Annotated in this window: 18 protein-coding genes; 8 read left to right on the top strand and 10 right to left on the bottom strand. The window is 67.0% G+C overall.

From position 1 onward, the window contains the following. Nucleotides 1-3: 3 nt before the first annotated feature. Genes ACJH6H_RS09380 through ACJH6H_RS09370 form a run of 3 tightly spaced genes read left to right on the top strand, consistent with a single transcriptional unit; the run spans nucleotide 4 to nucleotide 1876 of the window. Nucleotides 4-1116, top strand: a complete 1113-nt coding sequence (locus tag ACJH6H_RS09380) for a M42 family metallopeptidase (protein ID WP_406774720.1) — start codon at nucleotides 4-6, stop codon at nucleotides 1114-1116. Further along, a complete protein-coding gene (locus tag ACJH6H_RS09375) occupies nucleotides 1113-1526 on the top strand; it encodes a low affinity iron permease family protein (protein ID WP_406774719.1) in 414 nt (137 codons plus the stop codon). Before ACJH6H_RS09380 ends, ACJH6H_RS09375 begins: the two co-directional genes overlap by 4 nt. Nucleotides 1527-1528: 2 nt before the next feature. Continuing rightward, the gene (locus ACJH6H_RS09370; RefSeq protein ID WP_346415596.1) at nucleotides 1529-1876 is read left to right on the top strand and encodes a low affinity iron permease family protein; all 348 of its coding nucleotides are present in this window, start codon (nucleotides 1529-1531) and stop codon (nucleotides 1874-1876) included. Between the two features lie 3 nt (nucleotides 1877-1879). Here ACJH6H_RS09370 and ctaD read toward each other — a convergent pair whose 3' ends face one another. Next, entirely contained in the window at nucleotides 1880-3559 is a 1680-nt protein-coding gene (gene ctaD / locus ACJH6H_RS09365; RefSeq protein ID WP_406774718.1) for a cytochrome c oxidase subunit I, read from the bottom strand. Between the two features lie 73 nt (nucleotides 3560-3632). Here ctaD and ACJH6H_RS09360 point away from each other — a divergent pair, with 73 nt between their 5' ends. Next, nucleotides 3633-4169: a Dps family protein gene (locus tag ACJH6H_RS09360; protein WP_406774717.1), complete on the top strand. Its 537-nt coding sequence runs from the start codon at nucleotides 3633-3635 to the stop codon at nucleotides 4167-4169. Here ACJH6H_RS09360 and ACJH6H_RS09355 read toward each other — a convergent pair. Then, nucleotides 4160-5128: a TIGR03557 family F420-dependent LLM class oxidoreductase gene (locus ACJH6H_RS09355; RefSeq protein WP_406774716.1), complete on the bottom strand. Its 969-nt coding sequence runs from the start codon at nucleotides 5126-5128 to the stop codon at nucleotides 4160-4162. The two genes, ACJH6H_RS09360 and ACJH6H_RS09355, sit on opposite strands and share 10 nt — an antisense overlap. An 82-nt stretch (nucleotides 5129-5210) precedes the next feature. Here ACJH6H_RS09355 and ACJH6H_RS09350 point away from each other — a divergent pair, with 82 nt between their 5' ends. Together ACJH6H_RS09350 and ACJH6H_RS09345 are read left to right on the top strand one after the other, a co-directional pair. After that, a complete protein-coding gene (locus tag ACJH6H_RS09350; RefSeq protein ID WP_346415601.1) occupies nucleotides 5211-5873 on the top strand; it encodes a PAS and ANTAR domain-containing protein in 663 nt (220 codons plus the stop codon). Between the two features lie 30 nt (nucleotides 5874-5903). Further along, nucleotides 5904-6929 (top strand): Rv2578c family radical SAM protein, encoded by a 1026-nt coding sequence (locus ACJH6H_RS09345; RefSeq protein ID WP_406774715.1) that lies wholly within the window; start codon nucleotides 5904-5906, stop codon nucleotides 6927-6929. Nucleotide 6930: 1 nt separating this feature from the next. Here ACJH6H_RS09345 and ACJH6H_RS09340 read toward each other — a convergent pair whose 3' ends face one another. From ACJH6H_RS09340 to ACJH6H_RS09315, 6 genes are read right to left on the bottom strand one after another with little or no spacing between them, the layout of a single operon-like run. Continuing rightward, nucleotides 6931-7935, bottom strand: a complete 1005-nt coding sequence (locus ACJH6H_RS09340; RefSeq protein ID WP_406774714.1) for a zinc-binding alcohol dehydrogenase family protein — start codon at nucleotides 7933-7935, stop codon at nucleotides 6931-6933. A 20-nt stretch (nucleotides 7936-7955) separates the two neighbouring features. Further along, nucleotides 7956-8936: an Acg family FMN-binding oxidoreductase gene (locus tag ACJH6H_RS09335; protein ID WP_212811602.1), complete on the bottom strand. Its 981-nt coding sequence runs from the start codon at nucleotides 8934-8936 to the stop codon at nucleotides 7956-7958. Between the two features lie 48 nt (nucleotides 8937-8984). Continuing rightward, a complete protein-coding gene (locus ACJH6H_RS09330) occupies nucleotides 8985-9602 on the bottom strand; it encodes a TetR/AcrR family transcriptional regulator (protein ID WP_406774713.1) in 618 nt (205 codons plus the stop codon). A 19-nt stretch (nucleotides 9603-9621) separates the two neighbouring features. Next, nucleotides 9622-10443, bottom strand: a complete 822-nt coding sequence (locus ACJH6H_RS09325) for a mycofactocin-coupled SDR family oxidoreductase (RefSeq protein WP_406774712.1) — start codon at nucleotides 10441-10443, stop codon at nucleotides 9622-9624. Continuing rightward, nucleotides 10440-12002: a flavin-containing monooxygenase gene (locus tag ACJH6H_RS09320; RefSeq protein ID WP_406774711.1), complete on the bottom strand. Its 1563-nt coding sequence runs from the start codon at nucleotides 12000-12002 to the stop codon at nucleotides 10440-10442. Before ACJH6H_RS09320 ends, ACJH6H_RS09325 begins: the two co-directional genes overlap by 4 nt. Next, nucleotides 11999-12598 (bottom strand): TetR/AcrR family transcriptional regulator, encoded by a 600-nt coding sequence (locus tag ACJH6H_RS09315; protein ID WP_346415607.1) that lies wholly within the window; start codon nucleotides 12596-12598, stop codon nucleotides 11999-12001. The genes ACJH6H_RS09320 and ACJH6H_RS09315 overlap by 4 nt, the downstream gene beginning before the upstream one ends. A 97-nt stretch (nucleotides 12599-12695) precedes the next feature. On the opposite strand from ACJH6H_RS09315, the gene ACJH6H_RS09310 reads away from it, so the two are divergent. Further along, nucleotides 12696-13982, top strand: coding sequence for an HNH endonuclease (locus ACJH6H_RS09310; protein ID WP_406774710.1), 1287 nt, complete (start codon nucleotides 12696-12698; stop codon nucleotides 13980-13982). On the opposite strand, the gene ACJH6H_RS09305 is transcribed toward ACJH6H_RS09310, so the two are convergent. After that, nucleotides 13979-14869: a neutral zinc metallopeptidase gene (locus tag ACJH6H_RS09305; protein ID WP_212811596.1), complete on the bottom strand. Its 891-nt coding sequence runs from the start codon at nucleotides 14867-14869 to the stop codon at nucleotides 13979-13981. The two genes, ACJH6H_RS09310 and ACJH6H_RS09305, sit on opposite strands and share 4 nt — an antisense overlap. Nucleotides 14870-14901: 32 nt before the next feature. On the opposite strand from ACJH6H_RS09305, the gene ACJH6H_RS09300 reads away from it, so the two are divergent. Next, a complete protein-coding gene (locus ACJH6H_RS09300) occupies nucleotides 14902-16422 on the top strand; it encodes a carboxylesterase/lipase family protein (RefSeq protein ID WP_406774709.1) in 1521 nt (506 codons plus the stop codon). On the opposite strand, the gene ACJH6H_RS09295 is transcribed toward ACJH6H_RS09300, so the two are convergent. Beyond that, a complete protein-coding gene (locus ACJH6H_RS09295; protein WP_406774708.1) occupies nucleotides 16419-16925 on the bottom strand; it encodes an SRPBCC family protein in 507 nt (168 codons plus the stop codon). The two genes, ACJH6H_RS09300 and ACJH6H_RS09295, sit on opposite strands and share 4 nt — an antisense overlap. Between the last annotated feature and the right edge of the window lie 24 nt (nucleotides 16926-16949).

Genomic DNA, 16949 nt, shown 5'->3' with positions numbered 1-16949 from the left:
CCGATGATCCAGCTGCTGCAGGAACTGTTACTGGCGTACGGGCCCTGTGGCCAGGAAGACGCCGTCCGCGATATCTGCCTGCGGGAGCTGGCACCCCTGGTCGACAGCGCCTGGATCGACCGGGCGGGCAACGTGGTGGGGCGGGTGTCCTCGTCGCAGAGTGATGAGGAGCACCCGCCCATCCGCGTGATGGCGCACATGGACGAACTGTCCATGCTCGTGAAGCGGGTGCAGCCCGACGGCAGAGTGCGATTGACGCCGCTGGGCACGATGTACCCGGCGAACTTCGGCCTCGGGCCGGTGCTGATGCTCGGTGACCGCGAGCACGTATGCGGTGTTCTCACAGTGGGTTCCGAACACACCACGCAGGAAAGCCCGCAGATCTGGCAGACCAAACCCGACGGTGGCGACCGGGCTCTGAACTGGTCCGACGTGTACGTGTTCACCGGCCGCGCGCCGGAACAGCTGACCGAGGCCGGCATCCGCCCCGGAACCCGCGTGTGCGTCCACCGAAGCAAACGGGAACTCGTCGAGATCGACGACTATCTCGGCTCCTATTTCATGGACGACAGAGCACTGCTGGTGGTTCTGCTGTCGGCGGCTCGCGAGTTGCGGCAGCGGGCCGAACGACCGCCCCAGGACGTGTATTTCGTGTGCACGGTCAGTGAGGAGGTCGGTGGCCTCGGCGGCTCGTACGCCAGCCGGGCCCTGCCCGGTGAACTGACCCTGGCGCTGGAGGTCGGCCCGACCGAAGGCGAATACGGCACCACCGTCACGCGCGGACCCATCGTCGGTTACGGCGACGCGCAGTGCATCTACGACAAGGCGGTCGCGGACCGGCTGGTGGACGTGGCGACCGCGTTGGGCGCCGATCCGCAACCGGCGGTGCTGGGTGCGTTCGAATCCGATGCGTCGCATGCCAAGTCGAACGGGCACGCGGCGGCAGCCGGGCTGCTGTGCCTGCCCACGCTGAGCACCCACGGCTACGAGGTGGTGCCCCGCGCCGGCATCGACACACTGTCCGCCGTGCTGGTGGAGTTTCTGGCGAATCCGGTCCCGTTTGGCGCGGACTCGTCGCGGGTAATCAGGGCTACCTCGGGAAAGGACGCGTCATGACTGCCTCCGACAATGCCGACGCCGACGTGATGCCGTCGGGCGTCAGCGGCAAGGTGTCCATGTTCGACCGGTTCGCCACCAACACGGCCGAAATCGTTTCGCGCGCCTGGTTCTTCCTGGCGTGCGTTCTGCTCGTGGTCCTCTGGGCGCCGACATTCGCCTTCATGACCGTCGACACGTGGCAATTGGTCATCAACACGATCACGACGATCATCACGTTCCTGCTGGTGGCCCTGCTACAGAACACCGAACGACGCGCCGGTGACGCGCTTCAGCACAAGCTCAATGCCATCGCCGACGCGCTGGCGGATGTGATGCACCACATGGGCAACGAGAACGAGGGCCTCCGCGACGACGAGAAGGAACTGCGGGAGGCCGTCGGTCTCGAAGAACGCGAAAGCACCGGCTGACGATGACTGCGGTCAAGTCCGGTGCCCGCGCTCTGGACACCGTCACCGATTGGGCCGGTTCCCTGCGTACCGGCGTCGCTGTGTTCGCCGTGGTCGCCGCGGCACTGCTGACCGGCATCATCGCCGGCTTCCCGTCGTGGTGGCAGACCGCCGTGTACGCCACCAATGCGCTGGTGGCACTGGTGATGCTCTTCGTCATTCAGCACACCACCAACCGGCAGACCGGCGCGATACTGCTCAAACTCGATGAACTGATTCTCACGTCGTCGACAGCCCGGGACGACGTCATCGACGCCGAACGCCGGGACACCGCCGAGCAGGAGAAACTGCACGACCGCCTGCACCACTGATCGTCACCGGCCCACATGCGACTCGGTGCGCATCCGTTCGGTCATGTGCGGGTAGTGCAGCTCGAAAGCCGGCCGCTCCGAACGGATTCGGGGCAGCTCGGTGAAGTTGTGCCGCGGCGGCGGGCAGGTCGTCGCCCACTCGAGCGAGTTGCCGTAACCCCACGGGTCGTCGACGACGACGGGTTCGCCGTAACGCCAGCTCTTGAACACGTTCCAGACGAACGGGAGCACCGAAACGCCGAGGATGAAGGACCCGATGGTGGAGACCAGATTGAGCGTGTCGAAGCCATCGCCGGGCAGGTAGTCCGCGTAGCGGCGGGGCATGCCCGCATCGCCCAGCCAGTGCTGCACGAGGAACGTGGTGTGGAAGCCGATGAAGGTCAGCCAGAAGTGCAGCTTGCCGAGGCGCTCGTCGAGCAGCCGTCCACATATCTTGGGGAACCAGAAGTAGATGCCGGCGTAGGTGGCGAACACGATGGTGCCGAACAGCACGTAATGGAAATGCGCCACAACGAAATACGAATCCGTGACGTGGAAGTCGAGTGGCGGGCTGGCAAGCAGGACGCCGGAGAGTCCGCCCAACAGGAAGGTGACGAGGAAGCCCACCGAGAACAGCATCGGCGTCTCGAAGGTCAGTTGTCCCTTCCACATGGTGCCGATCCAGTTCCAGAATTTGATGCCGGTGGGCACCGCGATCAGGAAGGTCATGAACGAGAAGAACGGCAGCAGCACCGCACCCGTGGCGAACATGTGGTGTGCCCATACCGCGACCGACAGCACGGTGATGGCCCAGGTGGCGTAAACCAGTGTGGTGTAACCGAATATCGGCTTGCGGGAGAACACCGGGATGATCTCGGTGACGATGCCGAAGAACGGCAGCGCCACGATATAGACCTCGGGGTGCCCGAAGAACCAGAAGAGGTGTTGCCACAGGATCGCGCCGCCGTTGGCGGGGTCGTAGATGTGCGCCCCGAGGTGACGCTGCGCGAGCAGGCCGAACAGGGCCGCGGTCAGGATCGGGAAGGCGAGGAGGATCAGCACGCCGGTGGCGACGATGTTCCAGGTGAAGATGGGCATGCGAAACATGGTCATTCCGGGGCAGCGCATGCAGACCACGGTGGTGATCATGTTGACCGCACCGAGGATGGTGCCGAGGCCCGAGACGATCAGGCCCACGGCCCACAGGTCGCCGCCGGACCCGGGCGAGCGGACGACGTCGGACAGCGGCGTGTAGCCCGTCCACCCGAAATCCGCCGCACCGCCGGGCACGACGAATCCGGCGAGCACGAGCAGTCCACCGAACAGGAACAGCCAGAACGACAGCGCGTTGAGCCGGGGGAAGGCGACGTCGGGTGCGCCGATCTGCAAGGGCAGCACCAGATTTGCGAAACCGAACACCACAGGGGTCGCATACAACAGCAGCATCAAGGTGCCGTGCACCGTGAACAGCTGGTTGTACTGCTCGTTGGACAAGAACTGCAGACCGGGCATGGCGAGTTCGGTGCGCATCAGCAGGGCCATGATCCCGCCACTGAAGAAGAACGCGAACGACGCGGCCAGGTACATCTGGCCGATCAGCTTGTGGTCGGTCGTGCTGACGAGTCCGTACAGGACAGCGCCCAGATGCTTTCGGCGCGCCGGGAACGGCCGCCCAGGCGTCAACGGCACTTCGACAGCGGTCACCCCGAGGCGGTACCCGGGGTGCACCGGTACTAAACGGTGTTTGCCCCGGACGCCGTACGGGTAGAGGCAGGCCATGAGCGAATTCACCATTCCAGGCCTGTCCGAAGAGCAGAGCAGCCGGATCCGGGACCTGCTGCAAATCCAGCTGAGCACGTACAACGACCTGCATCTGACGCTCAAGCACGTGCATTGGAATGTCGTGGGCCCCAACTTCATCGGCGTGCACGAGATGATCGATCCGCAGGTCGAGCTGGTGCGTGCTTACGCGGATCAGACGGCCGAGCGCATCGCGGCGCTCGGCGCGTCGCCCGACGGTACGCCGGGGGCGATTCTCAAGCACCGCACCTGGGACGACTACTCGATCGGCCGCGACACCGCGCAGGCGCACCTCGCCGCACTCGACCTGGTCTACGACGGCGTCATCAAGGACGCGCGCAAGGCCATCGGCGAACTCGACGAACTCGATCTGGTCACCCAGGACATGCTGATCGGCCAGGTCGCCGAACTGGAGAAGTTCCAGTGGTTCGTGCGAGCTCACCTGGAGTCCGCCGGCAGCAAGCTGGCCTCCGGCGGCGCGCACACCGAGCGTCAGGCCGCGGCTCAGGCGTAGGCCGACTCCTGGAATTCCGGCAGGACGTCGCGCTCCCAGGCGTCGAAGAAGCCGTCCATGTCCGGGCCGATCTGCTGGACGTAGATCTCGTCGACACCGGCATCGACGTACTTGCGCACCTGTGCAACGTGGGCGTCGATGTCGGGTCCGCACACGATCGCATCCGTCACGGCCTCGCGCGTCACCAGGCTCGCGGCGGACGCGAAATCCGTTGGCCGCGGCAGGATCTGATTGAGCTGCCCGGGTAGCTGGTCGGTGGCCCACAGGCGGTGCGCGGTGTCGGCCGCGAATTCCGGGTCCAGGTCCCAACAGACCTTCATCCCGGCCTGCACCGGCCTACGCCCGCCGCCGGCCTCGCGGAAGAGCGCCACGAGGTCGGCGTCGGGCATGGTGATGCAGTACCCGTCGCCGATCCGCCCGGCCAGCCGGGTTGCCTGCGGGCCGAACCCCGATATGTAGATCGGTATGCGGTGCTCCGGGAGGGTGTAGATGCGCGCGTCCTGGACGCGGTAGTAGCGCCCGTCATGGTTCACCACTTCGCCACGGTGCAGCGTCCTGATGAGCGACACCGCCTCCGCGAGCCGGTCCAGTCGTTCGCCGGCAGAGGGCCACGGGTCCCCGAGGATGTGCTCGTTCAGCGCCTCGCCGCTGCCGATGCCCAGCCGGAAGCCGCCCCGCAGCTGAACGGCGGCGGTGGCGGCGGCCTGCGCGATGATCGCGGGATGCATCCGGAACGTCGGGCAGGTGACGGCGGTGGTTACAGGCAGCGCCGTCACCTCGGACAGCGCGCCCAGAACGCCCCAGACGAACGGGCTTTGGCCCTGTGCGTCGGTCCACGGGTGGAAATGATCGGACACCCACAGTGCGTGAAAACCGGCTTCCTCGGCTCGTCTGGCCTGAGCGATCAGGTTGTGCGGATCGAACTGTTCACAGCTGAGGAAGTAACCGATATGCGTCATGTGGGCCACGTACCCGGCAAGCCGGGCGGACAATCCCGGTAGCGAGTTACGATGACTGCGGCTCCCTGCCACCAACAACGACATGAGCGAAACCGACGGCGAAATCGCCGACTCCGAATCCTGGGACGTCGCTGCCGTGTTCAGCGGCGGCGCTGCGCAACATGTCGGCAGCTTCCAGTTCCACCTCGCCGAACAACGGTGGGTGTGGTCTGAAGAGGTGGCCCGTATGCACGGCTACGCGCTGGGGGAAGTGGAGCCCACCACCGAATTGCTGCTGAGTCACAAGCATCCTGACGACCGGGCCAAGGTCGCCGAGATTCTCGAGCGGGTGCAGACGGGTGGGTTGTTCAGCAGCCGGCACCGCATCGTCGATGCCGACGGCAAGGTCCACTGGGTCGTGGTGGTCAGCGACCGGATGACCGACGAGGACGGCGAGCTCACCGGCACCCACGGCTACTACATCGACGTCACCGCCGGCATCCAGTCCGATCTCACCGTGGCCATGGCCTCGGTGGTGGAATCGCGCGCCGTGATCGACCAGGCCAAGGGCATCCTCATGGCCGCCTACGGCATCGACGCCGACCGGGCCTTCGAGATTCTGAAGTGGCGGTCGCAAGCCACCCAGCTGAAGCTCAGGACCGTCGCAGCCCGCTTGCTGAATGCCGTGATTCGCGAGGGGCTGGCCCCCGAGACCGTCACCGCGATCGACCACCTGTTGCTCGTCGACGAACCCGGCGAGGCTTGACAAAGCGTCGAACAATTGTTCGAATGAGATGTGCGGTGGGACGGGCAGGCGGTGGCGCGGGCCGAAGCGGACGGCGCTCTACCGGGCCTGGAACGGCTCGGGTTGGTACGCAGCATCCGGGTCCCCAAGTTCGACGGCATCACATTTCATGAGGTGCTCTGCAAGTCGGCGCTGAACAAGGTGCCGGAAGCTTCGAATCTGCCGTTCCGGTACACCGTCAACGCCTACCGTGGCTGCTCGCACGCGTGCCGATACTGCTTCGCCCGGCCCACGCACGAGTATCTGGACTTCGACTCCGGAAATGATTTCGACCGTGAACTCGTGGTGAAGACGAATGTCGCGGAAGTGTTGCGGCGGGAGCTCTTTCGGCGTTCCTGGACGCGCGATGCGGTCGCACTGGGCACCAATACCGATCCTTATCAACGGGCCGAGGGCCGGTACGCGCTGATGCCGGGAATCATCGCGGCGCTGGCCGATTCCGGGACGCCGTTCTCGATCCTGACAAAGGGCACGCTGCTGCGCCGTGACCTGCCACTGATCGTCGACGCGGGTGCCCGGGTCGGGGTCAGCGTCGCGGTGTCGTTGGCGATGCTGGACCCCGATCTGCATCGGTCGGTCGAACCGGGGACTCCCACGCCGGCCGCGCGCTTGGAGCTCATCTCGGCGATCGCGGCGGCCGGGCTCGATTGCCATGTGATGGTGGCGCCGGTGCTGCCGTACCTGACCGACTCACAGGCGCATCTGGAGGCGCTGCTGTCGCGGATCGCGACGGCCGGCGCCAAGGGGGTGACGGTCTTCGGACTGCACCTGCGCGGCGCGACGCGTGGCTGGTTCCTCGCGTGGCTGGGCTCGACGTATCCGGAACTGCTGCCCAGGTACCGCGAATTATACGGGCGCGGTGCGTATCTCGGTCCGCAGTACCGCGAACAGCTCCGCAATCGGGTCGCGCCGCTGGTTGCCCGATACGGCCTCGGCAACGGGGCGAACAGACTTGACACCATGCGTACCGCCCCGGCGGCAGTGTCCGCCGGGGCGGTGCAGCCTGCGTTGTTCTGACTCACGCGATCTGCAGGACCGCGGCGCCCGAGATTCGTCCGGCGGCCAGATCCCCGAGGGCCTGGTCCGCGTGGTCGAGGGGATAGATCGGGGCCGTGACATCGATGTGGTGGCTGCCGGCGAAGGCGAGGAATTCCCGGGCGTCGGTGCGGGTATTCGATGCCACCGACCGCACCTGGCGTTCCTGGAACAGGTGGCGCTGATAGTTCAGTTCGGGGATGTCGCTGAGATGAATGCCGGCGATCGCCAGGGTGCCGCCGCGGTCGAGGGCTTCGAGCGCCGGCAGCACCAGATCACCCACGGGCGCGAACAGGATCGCGGCGTCCAGGGCGACAGGTGGCCGCGCCATGGCGTCCTGAGCCGAGGCGGCACCGAGGTCGAGTGCGAGTCGCCGGGCAGCCTCGCCGCGGGTCATGACATGTACCTCGGCGCCCCGGGCGAGTGCCACCTGCGCGGTGATGTGGGCACTGCCGCCGAAGCCGTAGATTCCGAGCCGGCCACCGGCGGGTAGGTCGGCCCGGAGCAACGACCGGTAGCCGATGATGCCGGCGCACAGCAGCGGGGCGAGTTCGGCATCGGTGTATCCCGCGGGCACCGGGTGCACGTAATCGGCTGGTGCCGTGACGAATTCGGCGTAGCCGCCGTCGGCGTCCCAGCCGGTGTAGCGAGAATGCGGGCACAGGTTCTCCGCGCCGCGGAGGCAGAATCGGCAGCTGCCGCAGGTGTGCCGCAGCCAGGCCACCCCGACGCGATCGCCGACGGCGAACTGCGCGTCGATGTGTTCGCCGACAGCCACCACCTCGCCCACCACTTCGTGGCCCGGGATGACGAACGGTCGGTGCACCGGCAGGTCGCCCTCGGCGACGTGCAGGTCCGTGCGGCACACGCCGCACGCCCGTACGGCGATGAGCACTTCGCCGTCACCGGGCGCCGGGACATCGACGGAGCCGAATTCGAGCGGACCATGTTCAATCGGCCCGGGCTCACCCACTCGCCATGCACGCATGGGGCCAGGCTACGTCGAGGTCAACCGGCCCGGACCTGAAAGACATCCGACAGCGGACGGCGCGGTGTCGGCGGTGGCACGTCGTCGAATTCGGGTGCGACGCCGATCCGCACCAGAACCTGCGGTAGCGCATGGCCCGTGAGTCCACTGATGATGTCGCGGGTGGCAGGGTGTTCGGTCACGTGCGTCAGGGTGCAACTCGCCAGCCCGGCGCCGGTGGCTTCGACGAGCACCGCCGACAACGTCTCGCCACATGCCAGGATGCCCTGCGGGGTGTCGTCGAGCGCCGAGATCACCACGATGGTGGCCTGGTCGTCTCCGATGTCCTGCCGCCGTTCCCTGATATGCGTCACCGGGAAGGTGCGTCCGACCTCGACGCGGTCGGATTCCGCGGCCGACACCAGTGCGCTGTGCGGAATTCCGGTGGTGGCCCCGAAAGGAGCTGTCCACCAGGCCAATTCAGCGTGATACGAGGTGTCGTACATGCGCAGCGACTCGGCGAGGTGGGAGGCTTCGGCGACTTTGTCGCGCTGCTGCGGCGTGATCAGGTCGACATGGGCGGGGCGGTCCTGAACTGCCAGTCGCAGCAGCATCTCGAACGCGGCCAGGTTCTCGATGGGGCCATAGGGCAGCCGGTCGGTGCGCCGACGCGCGACGGCGTCGGCGTCCCTGCGCTGCGCAGTTGTGATGCCGGCCGCCGGCCGGAACTCGATATCGGCCAGGTGGTGCCGGTTGTTCGGATTGGGAAAGCGGTCGACCAGGGTCTCCCAGCCGCGGGCCGCCATGACCACGCGTAGATGGTCCAGGGCCGCGCCGCAGCTCAGTATTGCCTGCCGGCCCGAGCTGTCGGTGTCCACCAGTTGGTCGGGATCGACAAACAGCCGCAAAGTCGTCGATTCCAGCACCCAGGTCCACGGCTGGCTGTTGTGGAACGACGGTGCACGGCAGGCCGAATGAACTGCGTCCTCGATTTCCCCGAGTGCGACGGCGGTTTTCATCATGAGTCCACACTGCCCACCGCGGAACGGCTCAGACAGGGCCAGAAGTCATCAATTCTCCAACGCGCGCAGACAGAACGCATAGATGCGCTCGCTGCCGATCGGGGTGAGCTCGAGGCCCGGTCCCAGTGCGCGCAGTCGCAGGGCGCCGAAGATGGTCTGCATGATCAGAGCCGCCGTGGCCTCGACGTCGAGGCCGGGGGCAAAAGTGCCGTCGGCCATTCCGCGTTCGACGATGTCGACGATGAGCGCGTGCAACGGTGTCAGCACCCGGCCGTAGTCGTCCGGCATCGTTTCGGCCAGGCGATCGTGGTAGAAGGTGAGCCCGCGATTGATGCGGTCCTGGGTGCTCGACGCGGGCGGCACGCAGATGCGGTCGACCAGCTCACGCAGCGCGTCCGCGGGGCTCAGCTCGGCCGCCTCGGCCTGCCACGTGGTGGTGAACTCGGTCAGCATCGCGTCGATCAGCGCCAGCACCAGCTCGTCCTTGGTGGCGAAGTGCTGATAGAAGGCGCGCAACGACGTCTTCGAACGCTCCACGACCTGCAGCACCGTGAACTCCGTGCGGCCGGTCTCGCCGAGGATGTCGAGGGCCGAGCGCATGAACTGAGTCGCGCGCGCCTGCGCGTCGAGACTGTTGTTTGCCACCTCGGCGTTCGACTTCGCCATGGCGACTGAGGTTACCCGGTCAGATCTTGAGATAACCCTTGTCTGCCGGGATTTGCGCCGCCGTCACCAACGACGACGCGTCGCTCGCCAGCCACACCACGATGTCTGAGATCTGGTCCGGCTTGATGAGTGAATCCGTCGGCAGCGCGCCGGGGGAGAAGCTGTGGATGTACTGCGGATGGTCCTGCAGGACCTGGTACATCGACACGTCGTTGCCCATCGGGGTGTCGGTGCCGTACGGGTGTACCGAATTCACGCGGATGCCGTACTCACCCAGTTCGACGGCCAGCGCGTTGATCATGCCCACGACGCCGAACTTGCTGGCGCAGTAGTGCCCGCAACCGGGCACCGCCTTGATGCCGGCCGCCGAACTGGTGGCGATGATCGACCCACCGTTGCCGGCCGCGATCATCGCCGGCACCACGGCCCGGATGGTGTTCCACACGCCGGTCAGGTTGATGTCCAGGGTGTCCTGCCACTGCTGTGCGGAAATCTCCCAGAGTCGCCCCCAGTTCAGCACACCCGCATTGGCCACCACGATGTCCAGCCGGCCGAACTGCTCGATGGTCTCGGCGACCACGCGCTGCTGGCCTTCGGCGTCCCGGACGTCGACCTGCTTGGCGTAGATCTTGCGGCCTTCACCTTCGACGAGGTTCACCGTCTCGGCCAGGTCCGCGGGAGTCGCGGGCTCGTAGCCGTTGGCCTCCGCCACGGGCGCGCAGGCGTCGATGGCGACTATGTCGGCGCCGGCGCGCGCCAGCCGGACACAGTGTGAACGCCCCTGTCCGCGCGCCGCTCCGGTGACGAAAGCAACCTTGCCGGCCAACGGTTGTTCGGTCATGCGCTGAGCTCCTCACTCCTCGTGGCGGTCCGGACGTCGCTGAACTCGTAGTCCGTCAGCGGTGATCGCCGCGCGAAAATCCTTGAGCCGGTGATGGTTTGCGGTCGGTAGTAGGGGGTTTCGTGCTGCGAGTTGACGAAGTAGGTGTTCAGTTCGGTCGCACGGGTGTAGTACGTGTGCGCGGTGCGCCCACGCCGGTCCATCAGGGCGTTCCACCTGTGGAACGCGTCATTGCTCACCGCGACGACAGGCGCCTCGGCCCGGCCGCGGGCCGCGTCGATCATCCGAACGGCGTGGGCGGCAACGGTTTCGACCCAGTCCATCCAGGCGAAGCCGACGAAGCCGAGCGGGCCGACGATCTCCCAGCGGTTGGGCAGCCGCGGGTGCGCAGTGCCGGCATAGGCGTGCAGTCCGTGGGCTCGGTAGTACTCGGCGAGGTCGAAACCGCCTGCGCCCAGGATGGTTCCGGGGCGGTACGTCTCCGGGTCGGTCCACAGTTCGTAGCCCGTGGCGGTGACCAGAAGGTCGGTCGGGTGGTCCACGCCGTCGACCGTGCGGACACCGTCGCGGGTGATCCGCTCGATGGGCGTGGTGATCAGGTGAGTATCCGGATGGTTGAGCGCCGGCAGGAACGAGCTGGAGATCACCGGGCGTTTGGCCATGATGCCGTACCGGGGGAGCAGTGCCTTGCGGGTTGCCGGGTCCTGCACGGTCGCCCGCAGCAGCAACCGGTACAGATTGCGGCTGTTGCCGTCGTACAGGGGCATGAGCTTGGTCAGCACCGTGCGGGGCAGCCGGGAGAAAACGTGGACGATCGGCACGACCATCGTGACGTCCATCAGCAGCCGGCCGAAGGTGTTGATCGCGCTGACGAAGCCAGGCACTCTGAACAGGCGTCGCAGCCACGGCGGGATGTCGAAGTCGATCTTGGGCAGTACCCACGCCGGAGTGCGTTGGTAGACATCGAGATTCGCGGCGACGCCGGACAACGCTGCGGTGATCTGCACGCCGCTGGATCCGGTGCCGATCACCGCGACGCGTTTGCCGCGCACGTCGTAGTCGTCGTCCCAGGCGTTCGGGCGCAGGATGGTGCCCTCGAAATCCTCGATGCCGTCGATGTCGACGACGTTCTTGGCGTTGACGTAACCGCCGACAGAGCTGATCAGGAACCGCGCCGTCAACTCCGGCTGGTTGCGGATGGACAGCCGCCACATGCCGGCGTCGTCGTCCCACTGCTGGCGCAGCACCTCCGAGTTCGCCCGCAGGTGAGGTCGCAGGCCGAGCTTGTCGGCGGTGTCACGCAGGTAGGCGTAGATTTCCGGACCCGGCGCGAAGAACCGGCTCCAGTCGGGGTTCGGCGCGAAGGACAGCTGGTACCACGGTGACGGGATGTCGACGGCGAGCCCTGGATAGTGATTGTCGCGCCAGGTGCCACCGAAGTCGTCGCCCCGGTCGACGATGACGAAGTCGTGAATCCCTTTCTGCTGCAAAAGGTGCGCGGAGGCGATACCGCCGGGCCCAGCGCCGATGATGACCACTTCGTGGTCGGGTGTGGTCATGGTGCCTCTCCGTTGAGTCCATTGATGATGTGGTCGGTGACGAAGCGCCGGATGGCGCGGGGGTTGTCGAGGTTGACCCCGATGGGTGGGAGCAGTTCGAAGCTCAGCAGCACCCGGACGATCCATTCGCCGGCGCGGGCCGGGTCGACGCCCGCGCCGATCTCGCCATCGCGCTGCGCGGCTTTGACGCGTGGCTTCCAGAGCTCGACGGCGCGCTTCATGAGGTCCTCGCCGATGTTGCGCAACAGCAGGACGACGATGCCCTCGTTGATGCCCTTCTGCGGCGCAGAGGGCGAGCTCTGCCGGTGCGCGCAGATCAGGACCGCGGCAGCGGCGACCTGGTCGGCCAGCGTGGACTGCTTGTCGATCTCGGCGGCCATGCCGTCGACGAACTTGGACGCCAGGTGATCCAACGCGACGCTGATGGCGTGGTCGCGGCCGCCGAGCGCGTTGTACAGCGTGCCTCGCGAGACGCCGGCGGTTTCGGCGACGGCCGTGAGGCTGAATTGCCTTGGGCCCAAACGGTGGAGGGTCTCCGCGGTGGCTTCGAGTAGTGCCGGCGAGATGGTGCGCGGCGTCGGCGGCTTGGCGGGCATTTGCACACATTAACGAAATTTGTTCAAAGTGGTCAACGATTCGGGAAACCGATCTTGGCGGTGGGACTTGTCGGGGGCGGGGTGTAGATTCGAACGTATGAGCGAAAGGCTGGTGGTGGACCCTGACGCCGATGAGGCGGCGTTGTCGCGTCGTATGACTGAGCTCGAGCGGGTGAAGTCGGCCGCGGCGGCGGAGCAGGCGCGGCTGGCGGCCGCACTTGAGGCGAGGCGGGTGGCGGCTGCCGCGGCGGGTGGGCCGCGGGTGTCGCGGGCGGCGTTGGGCTCGGAGGTGGGGCTGGCGCGGCGGGAGTCGCCGCATCGGGGTGAGCGGTTGATGGTGATGGCCCGCATTCTGACCGCGGACATGCCGTGCACGCTGGCGGCGTTGGAATCGGGGGTGCTGTCGGAGCATCGGGCTGAGTTGATCACCAAAGAGGCGGCGTGCCTGTCGGTGTTGGATCGCCGGCTGCTGGATGTCGAGCTGTGCGGCGACCCGGCCCCGTTGGTTGGTTTGGGCAACGCCGAGGTGTCGGCGGAGGCCGCACGGATCGCCTATGAGCTGGATCAGCAGACCGTGCTGGAGAAGATGACGCGGGCACGGGCCTCTCGGCATGTGCGGTTCCGCGTGGCCGGTGACGGGATGATGTCGATGACGGTGCTGCTGCCCGCGGCTCAGGGGCAGTTGGTGCGCCAGACGCTCGTCCGCGAGGCGGCGTCGGTGGTGGCGGCGGGCTCGGAGCGTAGCCGTGGGCAGGTGATGGCTGATGTGGTGGTGGAGCGGGTCACGGGGCGCGATCCGGTGCGGTCGCCGGTGCCGGTGGCGGTGAATCTGGTGCTTTCGGATGAGACGCTGCTGACCGGGGGTGAGCAGCCGGCGCAGTTGGACGGGTACGGGCCCATTCCGGCGGCGCTGGCTCGCGACATGGTGCTGGCCGCGGCGGCCGAGGGCACGGCGGCGTTGCGGCGCCTGTATGCCCAGCCGGGCACGAACAAGCTGGTGGCGATGGAATCCACCTCCCGAACATTCCCGAAGGGCCTGGCGACGTTCATCGGGTTGCGCGATCAGCTGTGCCGGACGCCGTATTGCAACGCCCGGATTCGGCACACCGACCACGTCCGGCCGCACGCGCACCACGGGCCCACCAGCGCGCATAACGGCGATGGTTTGTGTGAGCACTGCAATTACGTCAAAGAGGAACCTGGCTGGCAGGCCGCGGCGACCTACGACCGGTTCGGGCGGCACACCATCGCGCTGACCACCCCATCGGGAGCGGTCTACACCTCCACGGCGCCGCCAATGCCGACCGGACTACAGGTCCTCACCCGCAGGGTCCATCTCGCGATCATCGACAAGGGATCGCGGCCCCGCGTGCTGCGTGACTAGCCCAGATCCTGCGCGTTGTACGTGTCGCACTGCTTGGGGTCACCGGTCTGGTAACCGGTGGTGAACCACTTCTGCCGTTCGGCGGACGACCCGTGCGTCCAGGACTCCGGGTTGACGCGTCCGGTGGCCTGCTTCTGGATGTGATCGTCACCGACCGACGAGGCCGCCGACAGCGCGTCGGCAATGTCCTTGTCGCTCAACGGCTGCAGGAACGGAACGCCGGTGCTCTTCTGCTTGACCGTCGACGCGTAGTGCGCCCACACGCCGGCGTAGCAGTCGGCCTGCAGCTCGGTGCGCACGCTGTTGCCCTCGGCGCCCTTCGGCCCGCGCTGGGCCTTGCCGATGTCGCCGAGCAGGTTCTGCACATGGTGGCCGAACTCGTGAGCCACCACGTATTCCTGTGCCAAGGGTCCACCGCTGGAACCGAATTCGTCGACCAGGGTCTGGAAGAAGCTGGTGTCGAAGTAGGCGACCTTGTCGCCGGGGCAGTAGAAGGGGCCCACAGAGGTGTCGGCCGGGCCGCATGCGGTGTTGACCTGCCCCCGGAACAGCCGGATCTTTGGCGGCGTGTAGCCCTTCAGCAGCTGCGACCACACGCCGTCCACCGAGTTGCCGGTGGCCACGATGCGGCACTCCAGGTACTTGTTGGCGTCCGCGCCGGTCTTGCACTTGCTCAGGTCGTAGGCGCTAGATCCCTGGCTGGACTGCGGCGCCTGGCTCTGGTGGCCGAGGATCGAACTGGGATCCACGCCGAGGAACATGGCGACGACCACGATCACCAAGCCGCCCATGCCGCCGCCGATCGCCAGACCCCGGCCGCCGAAGCCACCGCCCCCGCTGGTCGACGTGTTGCTCGTGTCGATCTGCATACCTTCGTTGAAGGACATCACCGCTCCGTCCGGGCCTCGAATACGACTGGATGTCAGCTTTCCACACTAGGATTCATGACGTGGCCGTCCAGCCCGAAACCATCGACCGTTCGACCATCGTTCACACCGTCGCGGGCGCCCTCAGGGGCACCACGGAAGGCGGTGTGTACGTCTGGCGGGGCGTCGGCTACGCCGAGCAGCCCGTCGGGCCGTTGCGTTTCCGCGCTCCGCAACCGCTGATCCCGTGGTCCGGCGTGCGTGACGCCATCGATCACGGACCCATCCCGCCGCAGGGCAAGTCGTTCGTCGGCGGCGGCCGCGACGACCCCAAGATGCGTGACGAGGCCTGCCTGACGGTCACCGTCTGGTCACCCGACGTGACGGCTGCGCTGCCGGTGATGGTGTGGATTCCCGGCGGCGCGTTCGTGTTCGGGGCCGGCCAGTTGCAGCTGTACAACGGGTCCCGGCTGGCGGCCAACGGCAATGTAGTGGTCGTCAACGTCACGTATCGGCTCGGCGTGTTCGGCGGCTTCGAACTCGGCGATCTGGGTCCCGGGTTCGACGACAACCTGTGTCTGCGGGACCAGATCGCGGCACTGCGATGGGTGCGCGACAACATCGCCGCGTTCGGCGGCGACCCCGACCAGGTCACCGTCTTCGGCGAATCCGCGGGGGCGACGTCGGTGCTGGCGCTGCTGGCCAGCCCCGCGGCCGACGGTCTGTTCGGCCGGGCCATCGCGCAGAGCCCGGCGCTACCGCTCATCGCCGACCGTGAGACCCGGGCCCGCCAGGCGCACGAGTTCGTCCGCCGGTTGGACGTCCCCGTCGACGAGATCGTCGCGCTGCCGCAGCGTCAGCTGCGCCGCGCCGCCGGCCAGCTGCAGGGGGAGAGTGCGGCCAACAGCCCCAAGCTGGCCTACGGACTGACCTGCGGCGTCGACCTGCTGCCCGAGCATCCGGTGCTTGCCGCCCGGGCCGGGGCTGTCACCAAGATTCCGCTGATTGTCGGCACCAACAGCCGCGAGGCATCGATGTTCGCCTGGGGCCGGCCACCCATGCTGCCCACCACCGTGCCGATGGTCGACGACTATTTCGCACGTGTCGCCCCGGACGCCAAAGATGCTGTGCTGCAGGCCTATCCGAGCTATCCGCGGCGCCGGGCGCTCATCGCGATCGGCTCCGACGTCATGTTCGGCGCCCCGACATGGGCCTTCGCGGACGCCTACAGCGGGCACGCGCCGACGCACGTCTACCGGTTCGACCACACCACCTGGACGCTGAAAGTGCTGGGGCTCGGCGCGACGCACGGCAGCGAGATCGTGCACATCCAGCACAGCTACGGCTCGTACCTCGGCCGGATGCTGCATCCGCTCGGGCGTCAGGTGCAGCCGTCGGTCGGCCGGCGCATGCAGCGCACCTGGCTGGATTTCGCGACGGCGGCGCTGGCCAATTGGCCGACCTACGACACCGACCGTCGGGCCACGCGGGTCATCGGCTCGATGCGCGACGAGACCATCGATGACCCGGACCAGGCGCGCCGCGAAGTGTGGGAAGGGCTCTACGCGCCCTAGCTCGCGTCCCCGTAGCGCTCGTCGGTGTAGCGGCGCAGGTTGTGCAGGAACCGCTGGAACAGCCACGCCATCATGGGCCGGCCGGCGCGCATGCCCAGCTCACCGGCGAGACCCTTGGGCTTCATCGCCATGACCCACGTCAGGTGACAGCCATCGGCGGTTTCCTCGACGGTGTAACCCTCGGCGAACGCCGACAGCATGTTCGAGGTGCTGGTGTTGAACCGGAACGCCATGTAGGAGAACGGTTCCCAGGCGATGAACTCCTCGCCGCCGACGATGTGGCCGCGCATGGTCACCGTGCGCGTGGTGCCTACGCCGTACGGTTTCGGGCTGGTCCACTCGACGTTGGTGATCAGCGTCGCCCAGCGCGGCCAGGACGTCGCATCCGAGAAGACCTCGAACAACTGCTCCGGCTTGACCGCCAGATCGACCTTGCTGACGAAGCGGAACGGTGCGCTGTCGATGAAGTCGACGCCGACGCGCTCGCACTGGTAGGTCTTCATGAGTAGACACCATAGAACAGGGTG

Origin of the sequence: Mycobacterium sp. SMC-21 (genome assembly GCF_045310825.1) — a bacterium.
In the GTDB taxonomy this organism is placed as follows: domain Bacteria; phylum Actinomycetota; class Actinomycetes; order Mycobacteriales; family Mycobacteriaceae; genus Mycobacterium.
This window is presented reverse-complemented; position numbering and strand designations above follow the sequence as displayed.

What these genes read in the sequence shown, in the direction of transcription:
- ACJH6H_RS09380 (WP_406774720.1), top strand. Translation starts at nt 4, where the DNA reads ATGATCCAGCTGCTGCAGGAACTGTTACTGGCGTACGGGCCCTGTGGC.
- ACJH6H_RS09375 (WP_406774719.1), top strand. Translation starts at nt 1,113, where the DNA reads ATGACTGCCTCCGACAATGCCGACGCCGACGTGATGCCGTCGGGCGTC.
- ACJH6H_RS09370 (WP_346415596.1), top strand. Translation starts at nt 1,529, where the DNA reads ATGACTGCGGTCAAGTCCGGTGCCCGCGCTCTGGACACCGTCACCGAT.
- ACJH6H_RS09360 (WP_406774717.1), top strand. Translation starts at nt 3,633, where the DNA reads ATGAGCGAATTCACCATTCCAGGCCTGTCCGAAGAGCAGAGCAGCCGG.
- ACJH6H_RS09355 (WP_406774716.1), bottom strand. Translation starts at nt 5,128, where the DNA reads ATGACGCATATCGGTTACTTCCTCAGCTGTGAACAGTTCGATCCGCAC.
- ACJH6H_RS09350 (WP_346415601.1), top strand. Translation starts at nt 5,211, where the DNA reads ATGAGCGAAACCGACGGCGAAATCGCCGACTCCGAATCCTGGGACGTC.
- ACJH6H_RS09340 (WP_406774714.1), bottom strand. Translation starts at nt 7,935, where the DNA reads ATGCGTGCATGGCGAGTGGGTGAGCCCGGGCCGATTGAACATGGTCCG.
- ACJH6H_RS09335 (WP_212811602.1), bottom strand. Translation starts at nt 8,936, where the DNA reads ATGATGAAAACCGCCGTCGCACTCGGGGAAATCGAGGACGCAGTTCAT.
- ACJH6H_RS09330 (WP_406774713.1), bottom strand. Translation starts at nt 9,602, where the DNA reads ATGGCGAAGTCGAACGCCGAGGTGGCAAACAACAGTCTCGACGCGCAG.
- ACJH6H_RS09325 (WP_406774712.1), bottom strand. Translation starts at nt 10,443, where the DNA reads ATGACCGAACAACCGTTGGCCGGCAAGGTTGCTTTCGTCACCGGAGCG.
- ACJH6H_RS09320 (WP_406774711.1), bottom strand. Translation starts at nt 12,002, where the DNA reads ATGACCACACCCGACCACGAAGTGGTCATCATCGGCGCTGGGCCCGGC.
- ACJH6H_RS09315 (WP_346415607.1), bottom strand. Translation starts at nt 12,598, where the DNA reads ATGCCCGCCAAGCCGCCGACGCCGCGCACCATCTCGCCGGCACTACTC.
- ACJH6H_RS09310 (WP_406774710.1), top strand. Translation starts at nt 12,696, where the DNA reads ATGAGCGAAAGGCTGGTGGTGGACCCTGACGCCGATGAGGCGGCGTTG.
- ACJH6H_RS09305 (WP_212811596.1), bottom strand. Translation starts at nt 14,869, where the DNA reads ATGTCCTTCAACGAAGGTATGCAGATCGACACGAGCAACACGTCGACC.
- ACJH6H_RS09300 (WP_406774709.1), top strand. Translation starts at nt 14,902, where the DNA reads ATGTCAGCTTTCCACACTAGGATTCATGACGTGGCCGTCCAGCCCGAA.
- ACJH6H_RS09295 (WP_406774708.1), bottom strand. Translation starts at nt 16,925, where the DNA reads ATGAAGACCTACCAGTGCGAGCGCGTCGGCGTCGACTTCATCGACAGC.